We start from the raw sequence: 16,196 nt of genomic DNA, 5'->3' as shown, positions 1-16,196 counted from the left end.
CCGGAGGACGCCAGGCCGCTATAATTCGTCCCTTCGTATCGCAGCGGCACAGGACGTGCCGGAAACCCGCCGGGCCGCCCCGGCCGCGCGCACCCTCCGCCTGCGCCGCCGGGACGGCCGGCCAGGCAACCAGACAGGCACCCGGGATGAACCAGGATCAGCTCAAGCAGGCAGTGGCACAGGCCGCCGTCGACCACATTCTTCCGCACCTCGACAGCAAGAGCATCGTCGGCGTCGGCACAGGCTCCACCGCCAACTTCTTCATCGATGCCCTGGCCCGCCACAAGGCCGAGTTCGACGGCGCAGTAGCCAGTTCGGAGGCCACCGCCAAGCGCCTGAAGGAGCATGGCATCCCGGTCTACGAGCTGAACACGGTCAGCGAGCTGGAGTTCTACGTCGACGGCGCCGACGAAAGCAACGAGCGCCTGGAGCTGATCAAGGGCGGCGGTGCCGCGCTGACCCGCGAGAAGATCGTCGCCGCGGTGGCCAAGACCTTCATCTGCATCGCCGATGCCAGCAAGCTGGTGCCCATCCTCGGCCAGTTCCCGCTGCCGGTGGAGGTCATCCCGATGGCTCGCAGCCACGTCGCCCGCCAACTGGTGAAGCTCGGCGGCGATCCGGTCTACCGCGAAGGCGTGCTGACCGACAACGGCAATATCATCCTCGACGTGCACAACCTGCGCATCGACAGCCCGGTGGAACTGGAAGAGAAGATCAACGCCATCGTCGGCGTGGTCACCAACGGCTTGTTCGCCGCCCGCCCGGCCGACTTGCTGCTGCTCGGCACCGCCGACGGCGTCAAGACCCTCAAGGCCTGAGCCCGCTCGCCCCAGGCCGATGACCGGAGCGGGGCGACACTGCAACAAAAGCGGCTACGCTGTGTCTCAGCAGACGGCTGGTCCGTTGCGATCCGCCTCACCCTGTGAACAAGGAGCTAGACATGGCAGCCAAATTCCATCTGAAGAAAGCGAAAGACGGCCAGTTCCACTTCAACCTGCATGCCGCCAACGGCGAGATCATTCTCACCAGCGAACTGTACAAGGCCAAGGACTCGGCGCTCGGCGGCATCGAGTCGGTGCGCAAGAACTCCCAGCGCGACGGTGCCTTCGAGGTCAAGCCGGCCAGCAACGGCAAGTTCCACTTCGTACTCAAGGCCACCAATGGCCAGGTCGTCGGCCAGAGCCAGCTCTATGCCAGCCAGGCCAACGCCGAAGCCGGCGTGCAGTCGGTGAAGCGCGCAGCGCCGGAAGCCGGTCTCAGCGACGAAAGCTGACCCAGCCCTGGCCGCCGTCGACACCGGCGGCGGCTGCGGGCCTCAGGACAGCCATTCGATGGCGAACGGCTTGTGCCGGATGCGCAAGCGCCGCGCCTCCTGGCACGCCTGCGGCGGCCGACGCTCCAGCGCCTCGACGCAGGCCTGCGGATCGTCCAGCGGCAATTCGCCAAGCACGTCCAGCGGCAACTCCCACCAGCGACTCGCCAGCAGTCGCTCGATCAGCTCCGGCGCGAAGCGATAGCGGAGCACCCGCGCCGGCGAGCCCGCCACCACCGCGTAGGGCGGCACGTCGCGATTGACCAGCGATTGCGCGCCGATCACCGCGCCGGTGCCGATCTCCACCCCATCGAGGATCAGCGCGTCACGCCCGATCCATACATCGTGGCCGATCCGCGCCGGGGTCGCTTCGCGCTCGGGCTGCAACGGCTTGCGCAACAGCTTCGGATTGGCGGTGAAGGCGTGGGTGCTCAGCCAGTGCATTGGATGCGAGCGGCGCGGCTGACCGATCACCACCCCGGTGGCGATCGAGCAGAAGCGGCCGATGCTGGCCACCTCCAAGAACTCGCAGCCGCTGACCACGTCGGTATAGGCGCCGACCTCCAGTGCCGGCGAATGGATCTTCGCCTTGCCCAGCTTCACGTTCGGCTCCAGCGTCACCTGCGTGCCGTCGCGCAGCGTCTCGACCCCGCTGGCCATGCGGCAACCGTGACGTGCCAGGGCCTTCTTCAGGCGACGGTTGAGCAGGGCTTCGCGGAAAATGTTCATGCGACGGGTATCCAGGAGATCGGCAGGGCGAGCACTGTAAATCGACCGCTCGCGGTTACCAAGCCCCGAAACGGGAAGTCACGCCCCAGTACCGGCTATCGCCGGTAACACTACGTCCAGCACGAAGCTTCCCGCCCATCGCCAGGAGCGACGCTTCTTACAACCTGGCGACACCGCAGGTCGACCAGGCGTCACTTCGTGCCACCGGGACATGAAACGGTCCGCATCCTGCTTTCCGCGGCGCGAGCATCATTCGATGCACCATCGTACCGACACAGAGGAAAGTGCCGTGTTCAAACCATTAGCTGTCGCTGTAGGCCTGGGATGTGCCGCGCTGTCGTTGGGCGCCAACGCCTACCAATACGGGGAATACGCCGGGGAGACCCTGGAGCGCCTGATCACCGACTACCCGGGCCGCTATCGCGGCACCGCCAGCTTCGCCGGCGCCAGCGAACTGATGCAGTCGCGCCTGGGCTTCGGCTACCAGACCAGTCGCCAGGACTTCACCTGGGCCGGCAACCGCAGTTCACAGAACGTCATCGCCTCGGCGCCCGGTAGCAGCGGGAAGTTCCTGGTACTCGGCGCGCACTACGACACCTACTACGGTCGCCCGACCCTGCAGGGCCTGGACGACAACGCCTCGGGCGCGGCGGTGCTCACCGAGATCGCCCGCAACCTCGGCGGCATCGCCCTGGAGAACGGCCTCGAGGTGGTCGGTTTCGGCGCCGAGGAGGAAGGCCTGCGCGGTTCGCGTGCCTACGTCGAGTCCCTCGACGCCAGCCAGCGCGCCAACCTGCTGGGAATGATCAACCTCGACAGCCTGGTCACCGGCGACAAGATGTACGCCCATGCCGGCTCCAACAGCGTGTCCAGCCCGGCCCTCGGCGCCTACCGCGAACAGATCCTGCGCATCGCCCGCGAGCTGGACATCCCGTTGTTCACCAACCCCGGCCTGAACGCCGAATACCCGGCGGGTACCGGCTGCTGCAGCGACGGCGAAAGCTTCAACGGGATGGACATCCCGGTGTTGTTCATCGAGGCGACCAACTGGGAACTGGGCGACCTGGACGGCTACGAGCAGACCGACAACCCGGCGATTCCCGGCGGCTCAACCTGGCACGACCCGGCCGAGGACAACAAGGAAGTACTGACCAACGCCCTCGGCCAGGAGCGCATCGAGCAACGCATGCGCGACTTTTCCCGCCTGCTGACGCGCCTGGTGCTGGAGCTGACCAACGCCGACCTGCTGGCCTCCACCGCCTCCGGCGGCGCCCTGGCGCGGCAGATGGAAGACCAGTTGCAGCGCCAGCATCAGGCACTGACCCGCCTGCACGACCGCCGCTGGCTGACCCTGCTCGGCAGCAACCGGCCGGTAGGCAGCTTCGACGGCGAGGTGGGCGCGGAGGGCGAGGTCTCGCCGGACAGCGGTTTCGACATGCCTGGCAATCCGGAGTCCAGGCGCGCCGGCGTGCATCTGCTCGGCGACTACCGCTACAGCGAGGCCCTGACCCTCGGCGGCAGCCTGGCCTTCCAGCGCAGCCGCGACAAGCTGGACCATGGTGGGCGCATCGAGGGCGACACCTGGCAGCTCGGCCTGTTCGGCCTGTACAACGACGGCGGTCCGGAATGGCTGGCCGGCGAGCTGAACCTCGGGCATACCCGCTACGACAGCAAGCGTTCGGTCTACCTCCAGGCCGCCGGCGGGCCGGTGCTGCTCGACCAGCGTCTGTCGGGCGACACCTCGGCCTGGTCCTGGGGCGCCCGGCTGGAAGGCGGCTATGACTTCAGCTTCGGCGAACTGCGGAGCGGGCCGCTGGCCGGCCTCGACTACATGCACTACCGCATCGACGACTTCCGCGAGGACGAGGCCCTGCGTACCGCACTCGGCTACGAGAAGCAGGACTACGACTCGCTGGAGGCGAGTCTCGGCTGGCGCCTGCGCGGCGAGCTGGCGCTGGGCGCGAGAATGCGCCTGCAACCCTACGCCAGCCTGCGCTGGGTCCGCGAGCTGGCGGACGGACGCCTGGACGACATGGACCTGACCAGCCGCGGCGACGGGCGTGTCCGGGTCGCCGACATGGGCGGCGTGGACAAGGATTTCGGCCGCGCCCAGCTTGGCGCGCAACTGGCGATCACCGAGCAGCTCGGGGTCTTCGCCGAAGCCAACAGCCGCTTCGCCCACAGCGAAGGCAACCAGGCGGGCTATTCGCTCGGGGTGAACTGGCAGTTCTGAGCGGGCCAGGGGACGCTCCTGCCGTCCCCGTATGCCGCGTCAGGGCTGCGCCGGCTCGTCCTTGCTGAACACGTAGAACAGGTTCGGCTCGCTGACCAGGTAGAGCACGCCACGGTCGTCCATCGCCACGCCCTCGGCCTGCGGCACGCTGCGCTTCAGGCCGTGCATGCCGCGCAGCAGCGACAGGGTGCTGACCGGCTCGCCGTCGGTGTCCAGCTCGACTACCAGACGCGACTCGTCGGACAACGCCAGCAGGTGCCCGGTGCCCTCGTCGAACTGCAGGCTGGACAGGTCGCGGACGAACAGGCGCTTGTCGCGCCCGGGGTCGTCCACCACGTGCACGGCGAACGGTTTGTCCGCCTGGGTGTGGGGGAAACCGTGGATCTCGTAGATGCGCACCGGGTCACGCTCCTTGGCGACGAACAGGCGCTTGCCCTCGGCGTCGTAAGCTAGCCCTTCGAAACCCTTGTTGCCGTTGAGGCCGATACCCAGCGAAAGCTGCTGGGCATCGGCAGCGTCGATGAAGCGCGTGTCGTCCTCCAGGCGCACCTTGACCAGGCGTTGCTGGCGCTCGTCGGTGATCACGTAGACGCCGCGGCTGATGTACTCGATGGCCTCGGCGTCGCCGAAGCCGGTCAGCGGGATGGTCCGCAGTACCTTGCCCTGCAAGGACAGCTCGATGATCTGCGCCGGCTGGTTGGTCACGGTGAACAGGGTGCGCCGGTCGGAATCGAAGGTCAGCGCGGAAACGTCGTCGTTCAACCCCTCGATGGGCTGCGCCTCGATCCGCACGCGGTAGTCCGGCAGCCATATCGAGCGCTCTTTCCAGGCATCGGCGTGACGCCACTCCTGGACGGCGAACCAGGCCCGGTCGAAGACCCGGAAGCTCTGGCCGAGAAGGACCAGCGCGGACAGCGCGACCAGCAGGACGGCCAGCAGCAGACGGCGAGGCGTGAAAGCTCGGGACATGGAAAACGGCTCGGGAGTTTGGGCGTGGATAGTCATAGCATAGAGCCTGTACGCTGTATGGAAACGGGCTGCGCCCGACCTTTCCTACGCAAGCTACGGCTCCAGGCTGAAGCCAAGCTTAAAGTCAGCCAGCCGCCCGGGCGACTCGGACAGGTCCGAGTTTCCTGTCCGAAAGAGACGACAAGAGAGCATCCGCAGTCTTCTTCCAGCGCCACCAGATTGGCCTGTTCGATCCCTTATTGGCCGCATCTATCGTTCTGCGCCCGCGGCGCCCCGGTCATTATCGAACCGCAGCAGGTGAAGCGGGCCCCAGAAACCGCAAAACCTCAACAATAACAACTGCTTGACTGCATGGAATTCAGCATGACCAGCGCGATAGCCATCGAGCGGATCTGCATGGAATTCGGTACCCCCGGCCAAGGCCTGAAGGCCCTTGACGATGTGTCCCTGGATATCCACGCCAACGAATTCTTCACCCTCCTCGGCCCTTCCGGCTGCGGCAAGACCACCCTCCTCCGCCTCATCGCCGGCTTCGAACAGCCCAGTTCCGGCAGCATCCGCCTCTATGGCGAACACATGGAAGGCCTGCCGCCGTTCCGCCGCCCGGTCAACACGGTGTTCCAGAGTTATGCGCTGTTCCCGCACATGAGCGTCGCCGACAACATCGGCTTCGGCCTGGAGATGCAGGGCCGCCCGCGCAGCGAGATCGACGCCACCGTGAGCCGCATGCTCGACCTGGTGAAGCTGCCGGAGGTCGGCAAGCGCCGCGCCGACCAGTTGTCCGGTGGCCAGCAGCAACGCATCGCCCTGGCCCGCGCGCTGGCCAGCCGGCCCAAGGTGCTGCTGCTCGACGAGTCGCTGTCGGCGCTGGACCTGAAGCTGCGCAAGGAAATGCAGATCGAGCTGAAGCGCCTGCAGCACGAGACCGGGATCACCTTCATCTTCGTCACCCACGACCAGGAGGAAGCGCTGACCATGTCCGACCGCATCGCGGTGATGAGCAAGGGCAAGGTGTTGCAGGTCGGCACGCCCAGCGACATCTACGAGGCGCCGCTGAACCGGGCGGTCGCCGACTTCATCGGCGAAACCAACTTCCTCGAGGGCCAGGCCGACGCCGACGGCGTGCGCCTGGCGGACGGCCAGCGGCTGGCCGCGACGACCCCGGGCAGCGGCGCTGTGACCTTGGCGATCCGCCCGGAGCGCACCGAACTGGCCGCCGACGGCCAGTTGGAAGGCGTGCTGGAAAACATCGTCTATGTCGGCACCGATACCGTCTACCACCTGAACGTGGCCGGACAGCCGGGCTTCCGCGTGCGCCAGCAGAACCGCGACGGCGCACGCTGCCCGCACAGTCCGGGGGCGAAGGTGCGGGTGCGGATTCCCGCCGCCGCCATCCGGGTGCTTGCCGAATGAGCACCGCCGGCCGACCTACCGCGCAACAGTCGGCCGAACGCCGGCAGCTGCGTCGGCGCCTGCTGCTGAGCAGCCCGGCGATGCTGATGCTGGTGCTGTTCCTGGTGATCCCGCTGGGCATCATGTTCGCCGTGTCGATCCAGCAATCCGGCGACTACGGCGGAGTGAAATGGGGCCAGCACAGCCTGGAGGCCTACCTCAATTTCCTCTGGGAACGCGACCTGGACGACAGCCTGGTGTTCAACGCCGACTACCTGGGCATCTTCCAGCGCTCGTTCTGGCTGTCGCTGCTGACCACCCTCGGCTGCCTGGCGCTCGGCTTCCCCACCGCGCTGTACCTGGCGTTGCAACCGGAACGCCGGCGCAACCTGCTGCTGTTCCTGGTCACCGTGCCGTTCTGGACCAACCTGCTGGTGCGGGTCTACGCCTGGATCCTGCTGCTGCGCAACGGCGGGCTGGTGGACGCCGGCCTGCAAGGCATCGGCCTGACCGACACCGGGCTGGGGCTGCTCTATACCGACAACGCGGTGATCATCGGCCTCCTTTATACCTACCTGCCGTTCATGGTGCTGCCGATCTACAGCAGCCTGGAAAAGATGGACTGGCGCCTGGTGGAGGCGGCATTCGACCTCGGCGCCAACCGCTGGAAAGCGCTGCGCCGGGTGATCGTGCCGCTGGCGATGCCGGGGATAGTCGCCGGCTGCATCCTGGTATTCATCCCGGCCCTGGGCAGCTACATCATTCCGGAATTGCTCGGCGGCGGTAAGGCGCTGATGATCGGCAACCTGATCCAGCTGCAATTCGGTACCGCGCACAACTGGCCGTTCGGCGCCGCCCTTTCGTTCGCCCTGCTGGCCTTCGTCCTGCTGGCGATGCTGATCTACAACCTGCGCTTCCGGGCCAACGCCGGCGGAGGCCAGCCATGAACGGCCGCAATCCACTCTGGACCTTCAGCGGCGTGCGCCAGGCCGCCTGGCTGTTCTTCGCCTTCCTCTACATCCCGATCCTGGTGCTGGTAGTGCTCAGCTTCAACAGCGGCCAGTCGGCGACGCTCTGGGAGAGCTTCAGCCTGAAATGGTATGCGGTGGTGGCCAACGATCCGGAAATCCTCCGCGCGGCGAAGAACTCGCTGCTCGTCGCCACCCTCGCCACCCTGGCCTCGACCGTCCTGGCCACCCTCGCCGCGCTGGGCATGCGCGGTCGCGCCTTCCGCGGGCAGACCCTGATGAACGGCGTTCTCGGCCTGCCGCTGCTGGTGCCGGAGATCGTCACCGCGGTGGCGACCCTGATGTTCTTCTCCTTCATCGGCCTGAAGCTGTCGTTGTTCACCATCCTCATCGCCCACATCGTGTTCTGCATCCCCTTCGCCTACCTGCCGATCCGCGCCCGCCTGGAGGGCCTGGACCCGCGCCTGGCGGAGGCCGCCGCCGACCTCTACGCCTCGCCGTGGAAGGCCTTCTGGAAAATCACCCTGCCGCTGCTGATGCCCGGCGTGCTGTCCGGGGCGATGCTCGCGTTCATCATCTCGATGGACGATTTCGTCATCACCTATTTCGTCGCCGGCGCCGGCGCAACCACCCTGCCGGTGTACATCTTCAGTTCCATCCGCATGGGCATATCCCCGAAGATCAATGCGATTTCCTCGATCATCCTCATGATTTCCATCGCCTTCGTCGCCCTGTCGTACTACCTCGGCCAACGCCGCCGCTGAGAACCTGCCTCCACGAAGAAAAAACAGAAGATCGCCAGGAGTCCATCATGACCTACCGCACACCGCTCACCCTGCTCTTCGCCGCCGGTCTAGCCCTGGGCGGCCAGGCTCGCGCCGAAGGCACCCTGCACTTCGCCAACTGGTCGGACTACTACCCGCCGGAGTTACTGAAAAAGTTCGAGAAGGACACCGGGATCAAGGCCACCCTCGACGCCTACGACAGCAACGAGACGCTGCTGGCCAAGCTCAAGGCCGGTGGCGGCGCCTACGACGTGGTGGTGCCGTCGGACAGTTTCATAGAAATATTCGTCAAGGAGGGGCTGCTGCAAAAGCTCGACAAGAGCCAGTTGCCGAGCCTGGGCAATCTGAAGGAAAACTTCCGGACCCTTGGCTTCGATCCCGGCCACGACTACAGCATTCCCTATCTCTGGGGCACCACCGGCTACAGCTACGATACGGCGAAGGTGCCGGGCGGCAGGCTGGAAGAAAGCTGGAAGCCGTTCTTCGAACCACCAGCCGAGCTGAAAGGCAAGGTGGTGGCTCTAAACTCCATCGAGGAACTGTTCATTCCCGCCACCTACTACCTCGGCATCGACGAATGCACCGAGGACGCCAGGGAAGCGCAGAAGGTCCTCGACCTGCTGCTCAGGCAAAAGCCGGCGCTGGCCATGTACAACAGCGACGGCACCATCGAGCGCATGGCCGCCGGCGAGGTCGCCATGCACCAGCAGTGGAACGGCGCCTTCCACCGCGCCCACGCCCAACGCGCCAGCCTCGAATACGTCTATCCGAAGGAAGGCATCCGGCTGTTCATCGACAACTTCGCGATTCCGCGCGACGCCAGCAACGTCAAGGAAGCCCACGTCTTCATCGACTGGATGATGCGCCCGGAGAACATCGCCGCCGCCTCCAACTTCGCCAAGTACAACAACGCCATCGTCGGCTCGGAGAAATTCATGGAGAAAGCACTGTTCGACGACCCGGCGATCAACACCCCGCAGGACAAGCTCGACCGCCTGAAGCCGTTCAAGCTCTGCTCGCCGAAAGCCCTGGCGTTGCGCAGCAAGGTCTGGACCAAGCTTAAGAAATGATCGACGCGGCGCTGGCGGCCAGCTCGCGCCAGCGCTGGCCGGCCAGCCAGCTTGGCCATTTCGATCCCTTTTTGACCGTCTACAGGGTTCTCCCCGGCGAAACCGGATTGCTAGAGTCGAACCGCGCCCTCCTCGAGGGGTCGCCCGGAGCCGCGGAAACGGCGCCGGCAGAGCCCAAGGGAACCTCGCGACCGCGAGCTAGAAATCCAACAAGAACGCTTCCTGAGAACGCCATGAACACTATCGACGCCCCAACGCCCGTGCCCGCACACGCCACGCGCCCTCTCGTCACTGCCATTTCCACCGACCCGGCGGAAACCCCAGCGGTTTTCCACTAGCCCGTCCATTCACCCGGCGCAGGAAAGGTCCGCCCAAGCGGCCGCCTGCGGGATCGATACGGCATTTCGCGAGGAGCGGAACATGGCCAGCGAACGCAACAACGGCATCCTCATCGGCGGCAAGCGCCCCGAGTACGTCCACAGCGCCCAGGGCACCGGCCTGCGGCGCATCCTCGGGCTTCCCGCCCTGGTCTTCTTCGGGCTGGTCTACATGGTTCCGCTGACCATGTTCACCACCTACGGGGTAGTCACCGAGATCACCGGCGGTCGTACCGCCAGCGCCTACCTGATCACCCTGGCGGCGATGCTCTTCACCGCCTTTTCCTACAGCTTCATGGTGAAGAAATATCCCATCGCCGGCTCGGCCTATTCCTATACCAGCCTCAGCTTCGGCCCCTGCGTCGGCTTCCTCGCCGGCTGGTCGCTGCTGCTCGACTACCTGTTCCTGCCGATGATCAACTACCTGCTCATCGGCCTGTTCCTCAACATCGCCTTCCCGATGGTGCCGGCCTGGGTCTTCGTGCTCGCGGCGATCGGCCTGGTCACCGTGCTCAACGTGATCGGCATCAGCTCGGTGGCCGGCATGAGCAACGTGATCGTCGGCGCCCAGTTCGTCTTCGCCGTGGTGTTCGTCGCCATGGCGGTCAAGCACCTGGCCGGCATCCCCTCGCTGGACCTGAGCCTGCCCTTCGTCGGTGACGGCAGCCAGCCGGGCTTCGCCCCGTTGATGGCCGGCGCGGCGGTGCTGTGCCTGTCGTTCCTCGGCTTCGACGCGGTCTCGACCCTGGCCGAGGAAACCCGCGACCCGCAACGCGACATCCCGCGCGCCATCGTCATCACCACGGTCGGCGCCGGCCTGCTGTTCACCGTGCTGGCGGTCTTCAGCCAACTGGTGTTCCCCGGCAGCGTATTCCAGGACGCCGAGTCGGCGGCCAACGAAGTGATGCTGGCGGCCGGCGGCAAGTTCCTCGCCAGCTTCTTCACCGCCGCCTACGTCGCCGGCGCCGCCGGCTCGGCGCTGGCCTCGCAGGCCTCGGTGTCGCGCATCCTCTACAGCATGGGCCGCGACGGCATCCTGCCGCGGCGCGTGTTCGGCAGCCTCTCGGAGCGCTTCAAGACGCCAGTGATCGCGATCCTGGTGGTCTCGGTGATTTCCCTGCTGGCGGTGGTCATCGATCTCACCACCCTGGCCTCGATGATCAGCTTCGGCGCGCTGGTGGCGTTCTCCGCGGTGAACCTGGCGGTGATCCGCAGCTACCTGCTGCTCGACGGCCGCCGCGCCCCGCGCGACCTGCTGCGCTACGGGCTGGTGCCGGCCATCGGCCTGGGCCTGACCCTGTGGCTGTGGACCAGCCTCTCGGCGCTGACCCTGGTGATCGGCCTGACCTGGTTCGCCGCCGGCCTCGCCTACCTGGCGTTGCATACCGGCGGTTTCCGCCGCAAGGCGCCGACCGTGACCTTCTCCGAACAGAACTGAGCCCGGGAGCCCGACATGCTGACCATCTACAGCGACGACCATCGCCTGCACCACGGCCGGCACGAACTGATCGGCGGCCAGTTCACCCCCTGCTTCGAAAAACCCAGCCGCGCCGACATGGTCCTCGACCGCGTGAAGGCCGTCGGCCTCGGCGAAGTCCGCGCACCGCGCGACTTCGGCCTGGAACCGATCCGCCGGGTGCACAGCGAGGGTTTCGTGCGTTTCCTGCAGAACGCCTGGCAGGACTGGCTGGCCACCGGCCGCAGCCACGACATGCTGCCGATCGCCTGGCCGACCCGGCGCCTGCGGCAGACGGAGCCGGACAACATCGACGGTCGCCTCGGCTACTACTCCTTCGACGCCGGCGCGCCGATCACCGCCGGGACCTGGCAGGCGATCACCAGTTCGGCCAACGTCGCCCTCAGCGGCCAGTCCGAACTCGCCAACGGCGCGCGCTCGGTATTTTCGCTCTGTCGCCCGCCGGGCCACCACGCCGCGGCCGACTACATGGGCGGCTATTGCTTCTTCAACAATGCCGCCATCGCCGCCCAGGCCTTCCTCGACCGGGGCGCCGGGCGGGTGGCGATCCTCGACGTCGACTACCACCATGGCAACGGCACCCAGGACATCTTCTACGACCGCGCCGATGTGCTGTTCACCTCGATCCACGGCGATCCGCGCTTCGAATACCCCTATTTCCTCGGCTACGCCGACGAGAAGGGCAACGGCGTCGGCACCGGCTACAACTTCAACTACCCACTGGCGGCCGGCAGCGACTGGGCGACCTGGAGCCAGGCGCTGCAGGCGGCGATCCGGCAGATCCAGGCCTATGCGGCGGACGTCCTGATCGTTTCCCTGGGGGTGGATACCTTCAAGGAGGACCCGATTTCCCAGTTCCGCCTGGACAGCCCCGACTACCTGCGCATGGGCGAAGCCATCGGCAAGCTCGGCCTGGCCACGCTGTTCGTGATGGAGGGAGGCTACGCGGTGGAGGAAATCGGGATCAACGCGGTGAACGTGCTACAGGGTTTCGAAGGGGTTCACCGGTAAGCCCGCCCGCAACTTCGCCCGGTCGGAACGCGAAACGGCCCGCCTCTCTTCCGGGAGGCGGGCCGTTTCGATTCAGGGCCTTACTTGATCACTTCGACGAACTCGACGTCGATCTCGCGGCCGACCAGGTCGCGGTCGACTTCGCCGGTCAGCTTGACCCGGGTCTTGTCGTTGATTTCCATCGGCGGGAAGTCTTCGTCGTCGATCTCCACCTTCATGCTGCCGGTGGCATCGCGGAACTCGTAGATGTCGCCCTTGATGCGCTTGACGATGGTGCCCTGGAGGACCACCGGGGTGTCGTCGGCGGCTTCCAGCGCGGCCTTCACCGTGGTGGTGGTCGGGGTAGCGCCCGGGCCGGTATAGCCGGCGGCCAGGGTGACGGTGGAGAACAGGCCGATGGCAGCGATGAGGGGCAGGTGACGAAGTTTCATGGGTAACGCCTCGTAGTTGGTTTCGATGGGTCCAGGCTACGAAGCCTTGCTGAAACCAGGCTTAATCGGCGCTTAAGCGAAGCTTAATCGGCGTCGCTGGTGGCCAGGCGCTCGCCGCTCTTCTTGCGGAACACGTAGAACAGGTTCGGCTCGCTGACCATGTAGATGGTGCCCTCGTCGTCGATGGCCACCCCTTCGGCGCGCGGGATCTTGCTGTCCAGGCCGTTGAAGCCGCCGAGCAGGCTGATGAAGCTGACCGGCTCGCCCTTCTCGTCCAGCTCCAGCAGCAGATGCGATTCGGCCGACAGCACCAGGGTATGGCCGGTACGCGGGTCGACGCTGAGGGCCGAGACGTTGCGCATGTACAGGTCGTCGCTCGGTAGCGCGGTCATCGCCCCGCTCAGGCTCGGCCCGCCGTCGCTCTTCCAGCTGAACAGGGTCATCGGATCGCGCTCCTTGCTCAGCAACAGACGCTGCTGGCGCGGATCCCAGGCGATGCCCTCGAAGCCCTTGTTCTTCTTGCCGATATTGCCCAGCGGGAATTCGGCCAGGCTCTTGGTGCTCAGCTCGGCGGTCTGCGGGTCGACATGGAAGATGGTCAGGGTATTGCGGCGCTCGTCGGTCACCGCGACGTTGCCGTTCTCCAGCACCGCCACGCCTTCGGGATTGCTCAGGCCGAGCAGCGGGATGGTGCGCAGCACGTCGCCGGTGAGCGACAGCTCCACCAGCAGCGGCCGCTTGCCGGTAACGGTGAACAGGGTCCTGGTTGCCGGGTTGTAGGCCAGGTCCGAGGTTTCTTCCTCCTCCAGGCCCCGCAACGGCTTGGCGTCGATCACCACCCGATAGCCCGGCAGCCAGATGCTTTCGTCGCGCTGCTGCTGGCTGGCCTGGCTTTCCTTCCACCAAAGGCCGGCGCGATCGTCCCAATGCATGACGATGGTCAGCACCACGCCGACGAGCACGACGAACGCCGGCAGCAGCCAGCGGAAACGGGGAAGCTTGGAGGCAAGGGACATGGGCGAGGCTCGACTGTTTGGCCAGGTGTTTTCTTGGGCGTCGCCATGAAAGGGCATTGCCCCCGGCCTGTCAATCGAAGCGTCGGCCAGCCGACCGACAGTCGCTTCCGCTGCCGGCGCTAGGGAAGTCGGCCGCCCCCGGCGGCCGCAGCGGTTCAGAGCACGCGGGTCTCGAAACGGCTGGCGCCCGGCAATTCGAGCAGCAACTCGTCGCCGCTGTTCAGCGGCCCGACCCCGGACGGCGTGCCGGTCAGCACCACATCGCCGGCCTGTAGCGAGAAATGCCCGGCGATGTGCTGGATCAGCGGCACGATCGGATTGAGCATGTCGCGGCTGTTGCCGTCCTGGCGCACCTCGCCGTTGATGGTCAGGCGGATGCCGATGTCGGTCGGGTCGGGAAACTGGTCGGCGTTCACGAACGGCGACAGCACGCCGGCGCCATCGAAGCTCTTTGCCAGCTCCCAGGGCAGGCCCTTTTCCTTCAGTTTCGCCTGGACCTCGCGCAAGGTCAGGTCCAGCGCCGGCGCATAGCCGGAGATCGCGTCGAGGACCTCCTCGCGGTTCGGCTTGCGCGACAGCGGCTTGCCGATCAGCACGGCGATTTCCGCCTCGTAGTGTACCGAGCCGCGCTCCTGCGGCAGGCTCAGCCCGCCGCTCACCGGCACCACGCAGGAGCCGGGCTTGATGAACAGCAGCGGCTCGGTGGGAACCGGGTTGTTCAGTTCCTTGGCGTGTTCGGCGTAGTTGCGCCCGACGCAGACCAGCTTGCCCAGGGGGAAGTGGATCGGGGTGCCGTCGATATATTGATGCTGGTAACTCATTTACCGACTCCTGAACGGGTGGAAAGGCATCCGTGGCGCCCGCCACAGACGAGAAGGGCCGGATGACCGGCCCTCTGCGTTGCGACACCTGCTACTCGGCGAAGATCTTGCCGGGATTCATGATCCCGTTGGGGTCGAACACCGCCTTCAGTGCCTTCATGTAGGCAATTTCGGTTTCCGAGCGGGTGTAGGTCAAGTAGTCGCGCTTGGTCATGCCCACGCCATGCTCGGCGGAAATCGAGCCGTTGTACTTCTCGACGGTCTCGAACACCCACTTGTTGACGGTCGCGCACTTGGCGAAGAACTCGTCCTTGCCGAGGTTTTCCGGCTTGAGGATGTTCAGGTGCAGGTTGCCGTCGCCGATGTGGCCGAACCACACCACCTCGAAGTCCGGGTAGTTGGCCTCGACGATGGCGTCGATGTCCTTGAGGAAGGCGGGCACCCGGGAAACCGTGACCGAGATGTCGTTCTTGTACGGCGTCCAGTGGGAGATGGTCTCGGAGATGTACTCGCGCAGCTTCCACAGGTTCTGCAACTGCTGCTCGCTCTGGCTCATCACCCCGTCCAGCACCCAGCCCTGCTCGACGCAGTGCTCGAAGGTGGCCAGCGCCTCGTTGGCGACTTCCTCGGTGGTCGCCTCGAACTCCAGCAGGGCGTAGAACGGGCAGTCGGTTTCGAACGCCCGCGGTACGTCGCCACGGGCCAGGACCTTGGCCAGGGCCTTGTCGGAGAAGAACTCGAAGGCGGTCAGGTCGAGCTTGCTCTGGAAGGCATGCAGCACCGGCATGATCGAGTCGAAGTCGGGCGTGCCGAGGACCATAGCGGTGAGGTTCTTCGGCGTGCGCTCCAGGCGCATGGTCGCCTCGACCACGAAGCCCAGGGTGCCTTCGGCGCCGATGAACAGCTGGCGCATATCGTAGCCGGTGGCGTTCTTGATCAGGTCCTTGTTCAGCTCGAGCAGGTCGCCCTTGCCGGTGACGACCTTCATCCCGGCCACCCAGTTACGGGTCATGCCGTAGCGAATGACCTTGATCCCGCCGGCATTGGTGCCGATATTGCCGCCGATCTGGCTGGAACCGGAAGAAGCGAAGTCAACCGGGTAGTACAGGCCGTTTTCCTCGGCGAAGGTCTGCAGTTGCTTGGTAACCACGCCCGGCTGGCAGACTACGGTGCGGTCGAAGGCATTGAAGTCGAGTATCCGGTTCATGTAGTCGAAGGCCACCACGACTTCGCCGTTGGCCGCCACGGCCGCGGCGGAGAGCCCGGTACGACCGCCCGACGGGACCAGACCGACCTTGTGCTGGTTGGCCCAGCGGACGATCGCCTGGACCTGCTCGACGCTCTTGGGGAACACGATGGCCAGCGGCGCAGGGGCGAAATGCTTGGTCCAGTCCTTGCCGTAGGCGTCCAGGGAGGCGGCGTCGTCGAGCAGCTTGCCAGGCTCGACCAGGGGCTTGAGCGATTCGATCAGGGCTTCGCGGGTCATTCGGGAACTCTCAAATGATTCATGGTCGTCCTGAGAACAACTCAGGTCGCAACCGGGCAAGGAAAAGGGAGAACATGCTAGCATACGCCCCCCGCGCTTAGTGCCTCTGGGCGCCGAGT

At 65.9% G+C, this 16,196-nt stretch carries 15 protein-coding genes; 9 read left to right on the top strand and 6 right to left on the bottom strand.

The features are described from left to right. Positions 1 to 146 precede the first annotated feature (146 nt). The gene (gene rpiA, locus LE197_RS30735; protein ID WP_003084386.1) at positions 147 to 818 is read left to right on the top strand and encodes a ribose-5-phosphate isomerase RpiA; all 672 of its coding nucleotides are present in this window, start codon (positions 147 to 149) and stop codon (positions 816 to 818) included. A gap of 122 nt (positions 819 to 940) precedes the next feature. Then, a complete protein-coding gene (locus tag LE197_RS30730) occupies positions 941 to 1,273 on the top strand; it encodes a YegP family protein (protein WP_003117874.1) in 333 nt (110 codons plus the stop codon). 42 nt (positions 1,274 to 1,315) lie between these two features. On the opposite strand, the gene LE197_RS37195 is transcribed toward LE197_RS30730, so the two are convergent. Continuing rightward, positions 1,316 to 2,041 (bottom strand): CatB-related O-acetyltransferase, encoded by a 726-nt coding sequence (locus tag LE197_RS37195; protein ID WP_003117873.1) that lies wholly within the window; start codon positions 2,039 to 2,041, stop codon positions 1,316 to 1,318. Between the two features lie 289 nt (positions 2,042 to 2,330). Between LE197_RS37195 and LE197_RS30720 the strand changes: the two genes are divergently transcribed. Further along, positions 2,331 to 4,274, top strand: a complete 1,944-nt coding sequence (locus tag LE197_RS30720; protein ID WP_019371361.1) for an autotransporter outer membrane beta-barrel domain-containing protein — start codon at positions 2,331 to 2,333, stop codon at positions 4,272 to 4,274. Between the two features lie 39 nt (positions 4,275 to 4,313). Here LE197_RS30720 and LE197_RS30715 read toward each other — a convergent pair whose 3' ends face one another. Continuing rightward, positions 4,314 to 5,279, bottom strand: a complete 966-nt coding sequence (locus LE197_RS30715) for an SdiA-regulated domain-containing protein (protein WP_073666718.1) — start codon at positions 5,277 to 5,279, stop codon at positions 4,314 to 4,316. A 327-nt stretch (positions 5,280 to 5,606) separates the two neighbouring features. Between LE197_RS30715 and LE197_RS30710 the strand changes: the two genes are divergently transcribed. The 6 genes from LE197_RS30710 to aphB all read left to right on the top strand — a co-directional run bounded on the left by LE197_RS30710 (position 5,607) and on the right by aphB (position 12,323). Next, positions 5,607 to 6,656, top strand: a complete 1,050-nt coding sequence (locus tag LE197_RS30710; protein WP_003112954.1) for an ABC transporter ATP-binding protein — start codon at positions 5,607 to 5,609, stop codon at positions 6,654 to 6,656. Continuing rightward, the gene (locus LE197_RS30705; RefSeq protein WP_003112953.1) at positions 6,653 to 7,582 is read left to right on the top strand and encodes an ABC transporter permease; all 930 of its coding nucleotides are present in this window, start codon (positions 6,653 to 6,655) and stop codon (positions 7,580 to 7,582) included. Before LE197_RS30710 ends, LE197_RS30705 begins: the two co-directional genes overlap by 4 nt. Then, entirely contained in the window at positions 7,579 to 8,367 is a 789-nt protein-coding gene (locus tag LE197_RS30700) for an ABC transporter permease (protein WP_003112952.1), read from the top strand. The genes LE197_RS30705 and LE197_RS30700 overlap by 4 nt, the downstream gene beginning before the upstream one ends. A 47-nt stretch (positions 8,368 to 8,414) precedes the next feature. Then, positions 8,415 to 9,458 carry an extracellular solute-binding protein gene (locus tag LE197_RS30695; RefSeq protein WP_003084365.1) on the top strand — a complete coding sequence of 348 codons (1,044 nt, stop codon included), beginning with the start codon at positions 8,415 to 8,417 and terminating at the stop codon, positions 9,456 to 9,458. Positions 9,459 to 9,878: 420 nt separating this feature from the next. After that, positions 9,879 to 11,273, top strand: coding sequence for an APC family permease (locus LE197_RS30690; RefSeq protein WP_003112951.1), 1,395 nt, complete (start codon positions 9,879 to 9,881; stop codon positions 11,271 to 11,273). Between the two features lie 15 nt (positions 11,274 to 11,288). Then, complete coding sequence (aphB, locus tag LE197_RS30685; RefSeq protein ID WP_003110574.1) at positions 11,289 to 12,323, top strand: acetylpolyamine amidohydrolase AphB; 1,035 nt, start codon at positions 11,289 to 11,291, stop codon at positions 12,321 to 12,323. Positions 12,324 to 12,403: 80 nt separating this feature from the next. On the opposite strand, the gene LE197_RS30680 is transcribed toward aphB, so the two are convergent. The 4 genes from LE197_RS30680 to LE197_RS30665 all read right to left on the bottom strand — a co-directional run bounded on the left by LE197_RS30680 (position 12,404) and on the right by LE197_RS30665 (position 16,077). After that, positions 12,404 to 12,754, bottom strand: a complete 351-nt coding sequence (locus LE197_RS30680) for a NirD/YgiW/YdeI family stress tolerance protein (protein ID WP_003084357.1) — start codon at positions 12,752 to 12,754, stop codon at positions 12,404 to 12,406. Between the two features lie 83 nt (positions 12,755 to 12,837). Further along, a complete protein-coding gene (locus tag LE197_RS30675; protein WP_016561505.1) occupies positions 12,838 to 13,827 on the bottom strand; it encodes an SdiA-regulated domain-containing protein in 990 nt (329 codons plus the stop codon). Between the two features lie 98 nt (positions 13,828 to 13,925). Continuing rightward, positions 13,926 to 14,591: a fumarylacetoacetate hydrolase family protein gene (locus LE197_RS30670; RefSeq protein WP_003110705.1), complete on the bottom strand. Its 666-nt coding sequence runs from the start codon at positions 14,589 to 14,591 to the stop codon at positions 13,926 to 13,928. 91 nt (positions 14,592 to 14,682) lie between these two features. Next, positions 14,683 to 16,077, bottom strand: coding sequence for an FAD-binding oxidoreductase (locus tag LE197_RS30665; protein WP_003112948.1), 1,395 nt, complete (start codon positions 16,075 to 16,077; stop codon positions 14,683 to 14,685). Positions 16,078 to 16,196 lie beyond the last annotated feature (119 nt).

The sequence above is a fragment of the Pseudomonas sp. PS1(2021) genome (genome assembly GCF_020405165.1).
Classification (GTDB): Bacteria; Pseudomonadota; Gammaproteobacteria; order Pseudomonadales; family Pseudomonadaceae; genus Pseudomonas; species Pseudomonas aeruginosa.
The sequence above is the reverse complement of the archived record's forward strand: the minus strand, read 5'-3'. Positions and strand labels throughout refer to the sequence as shown.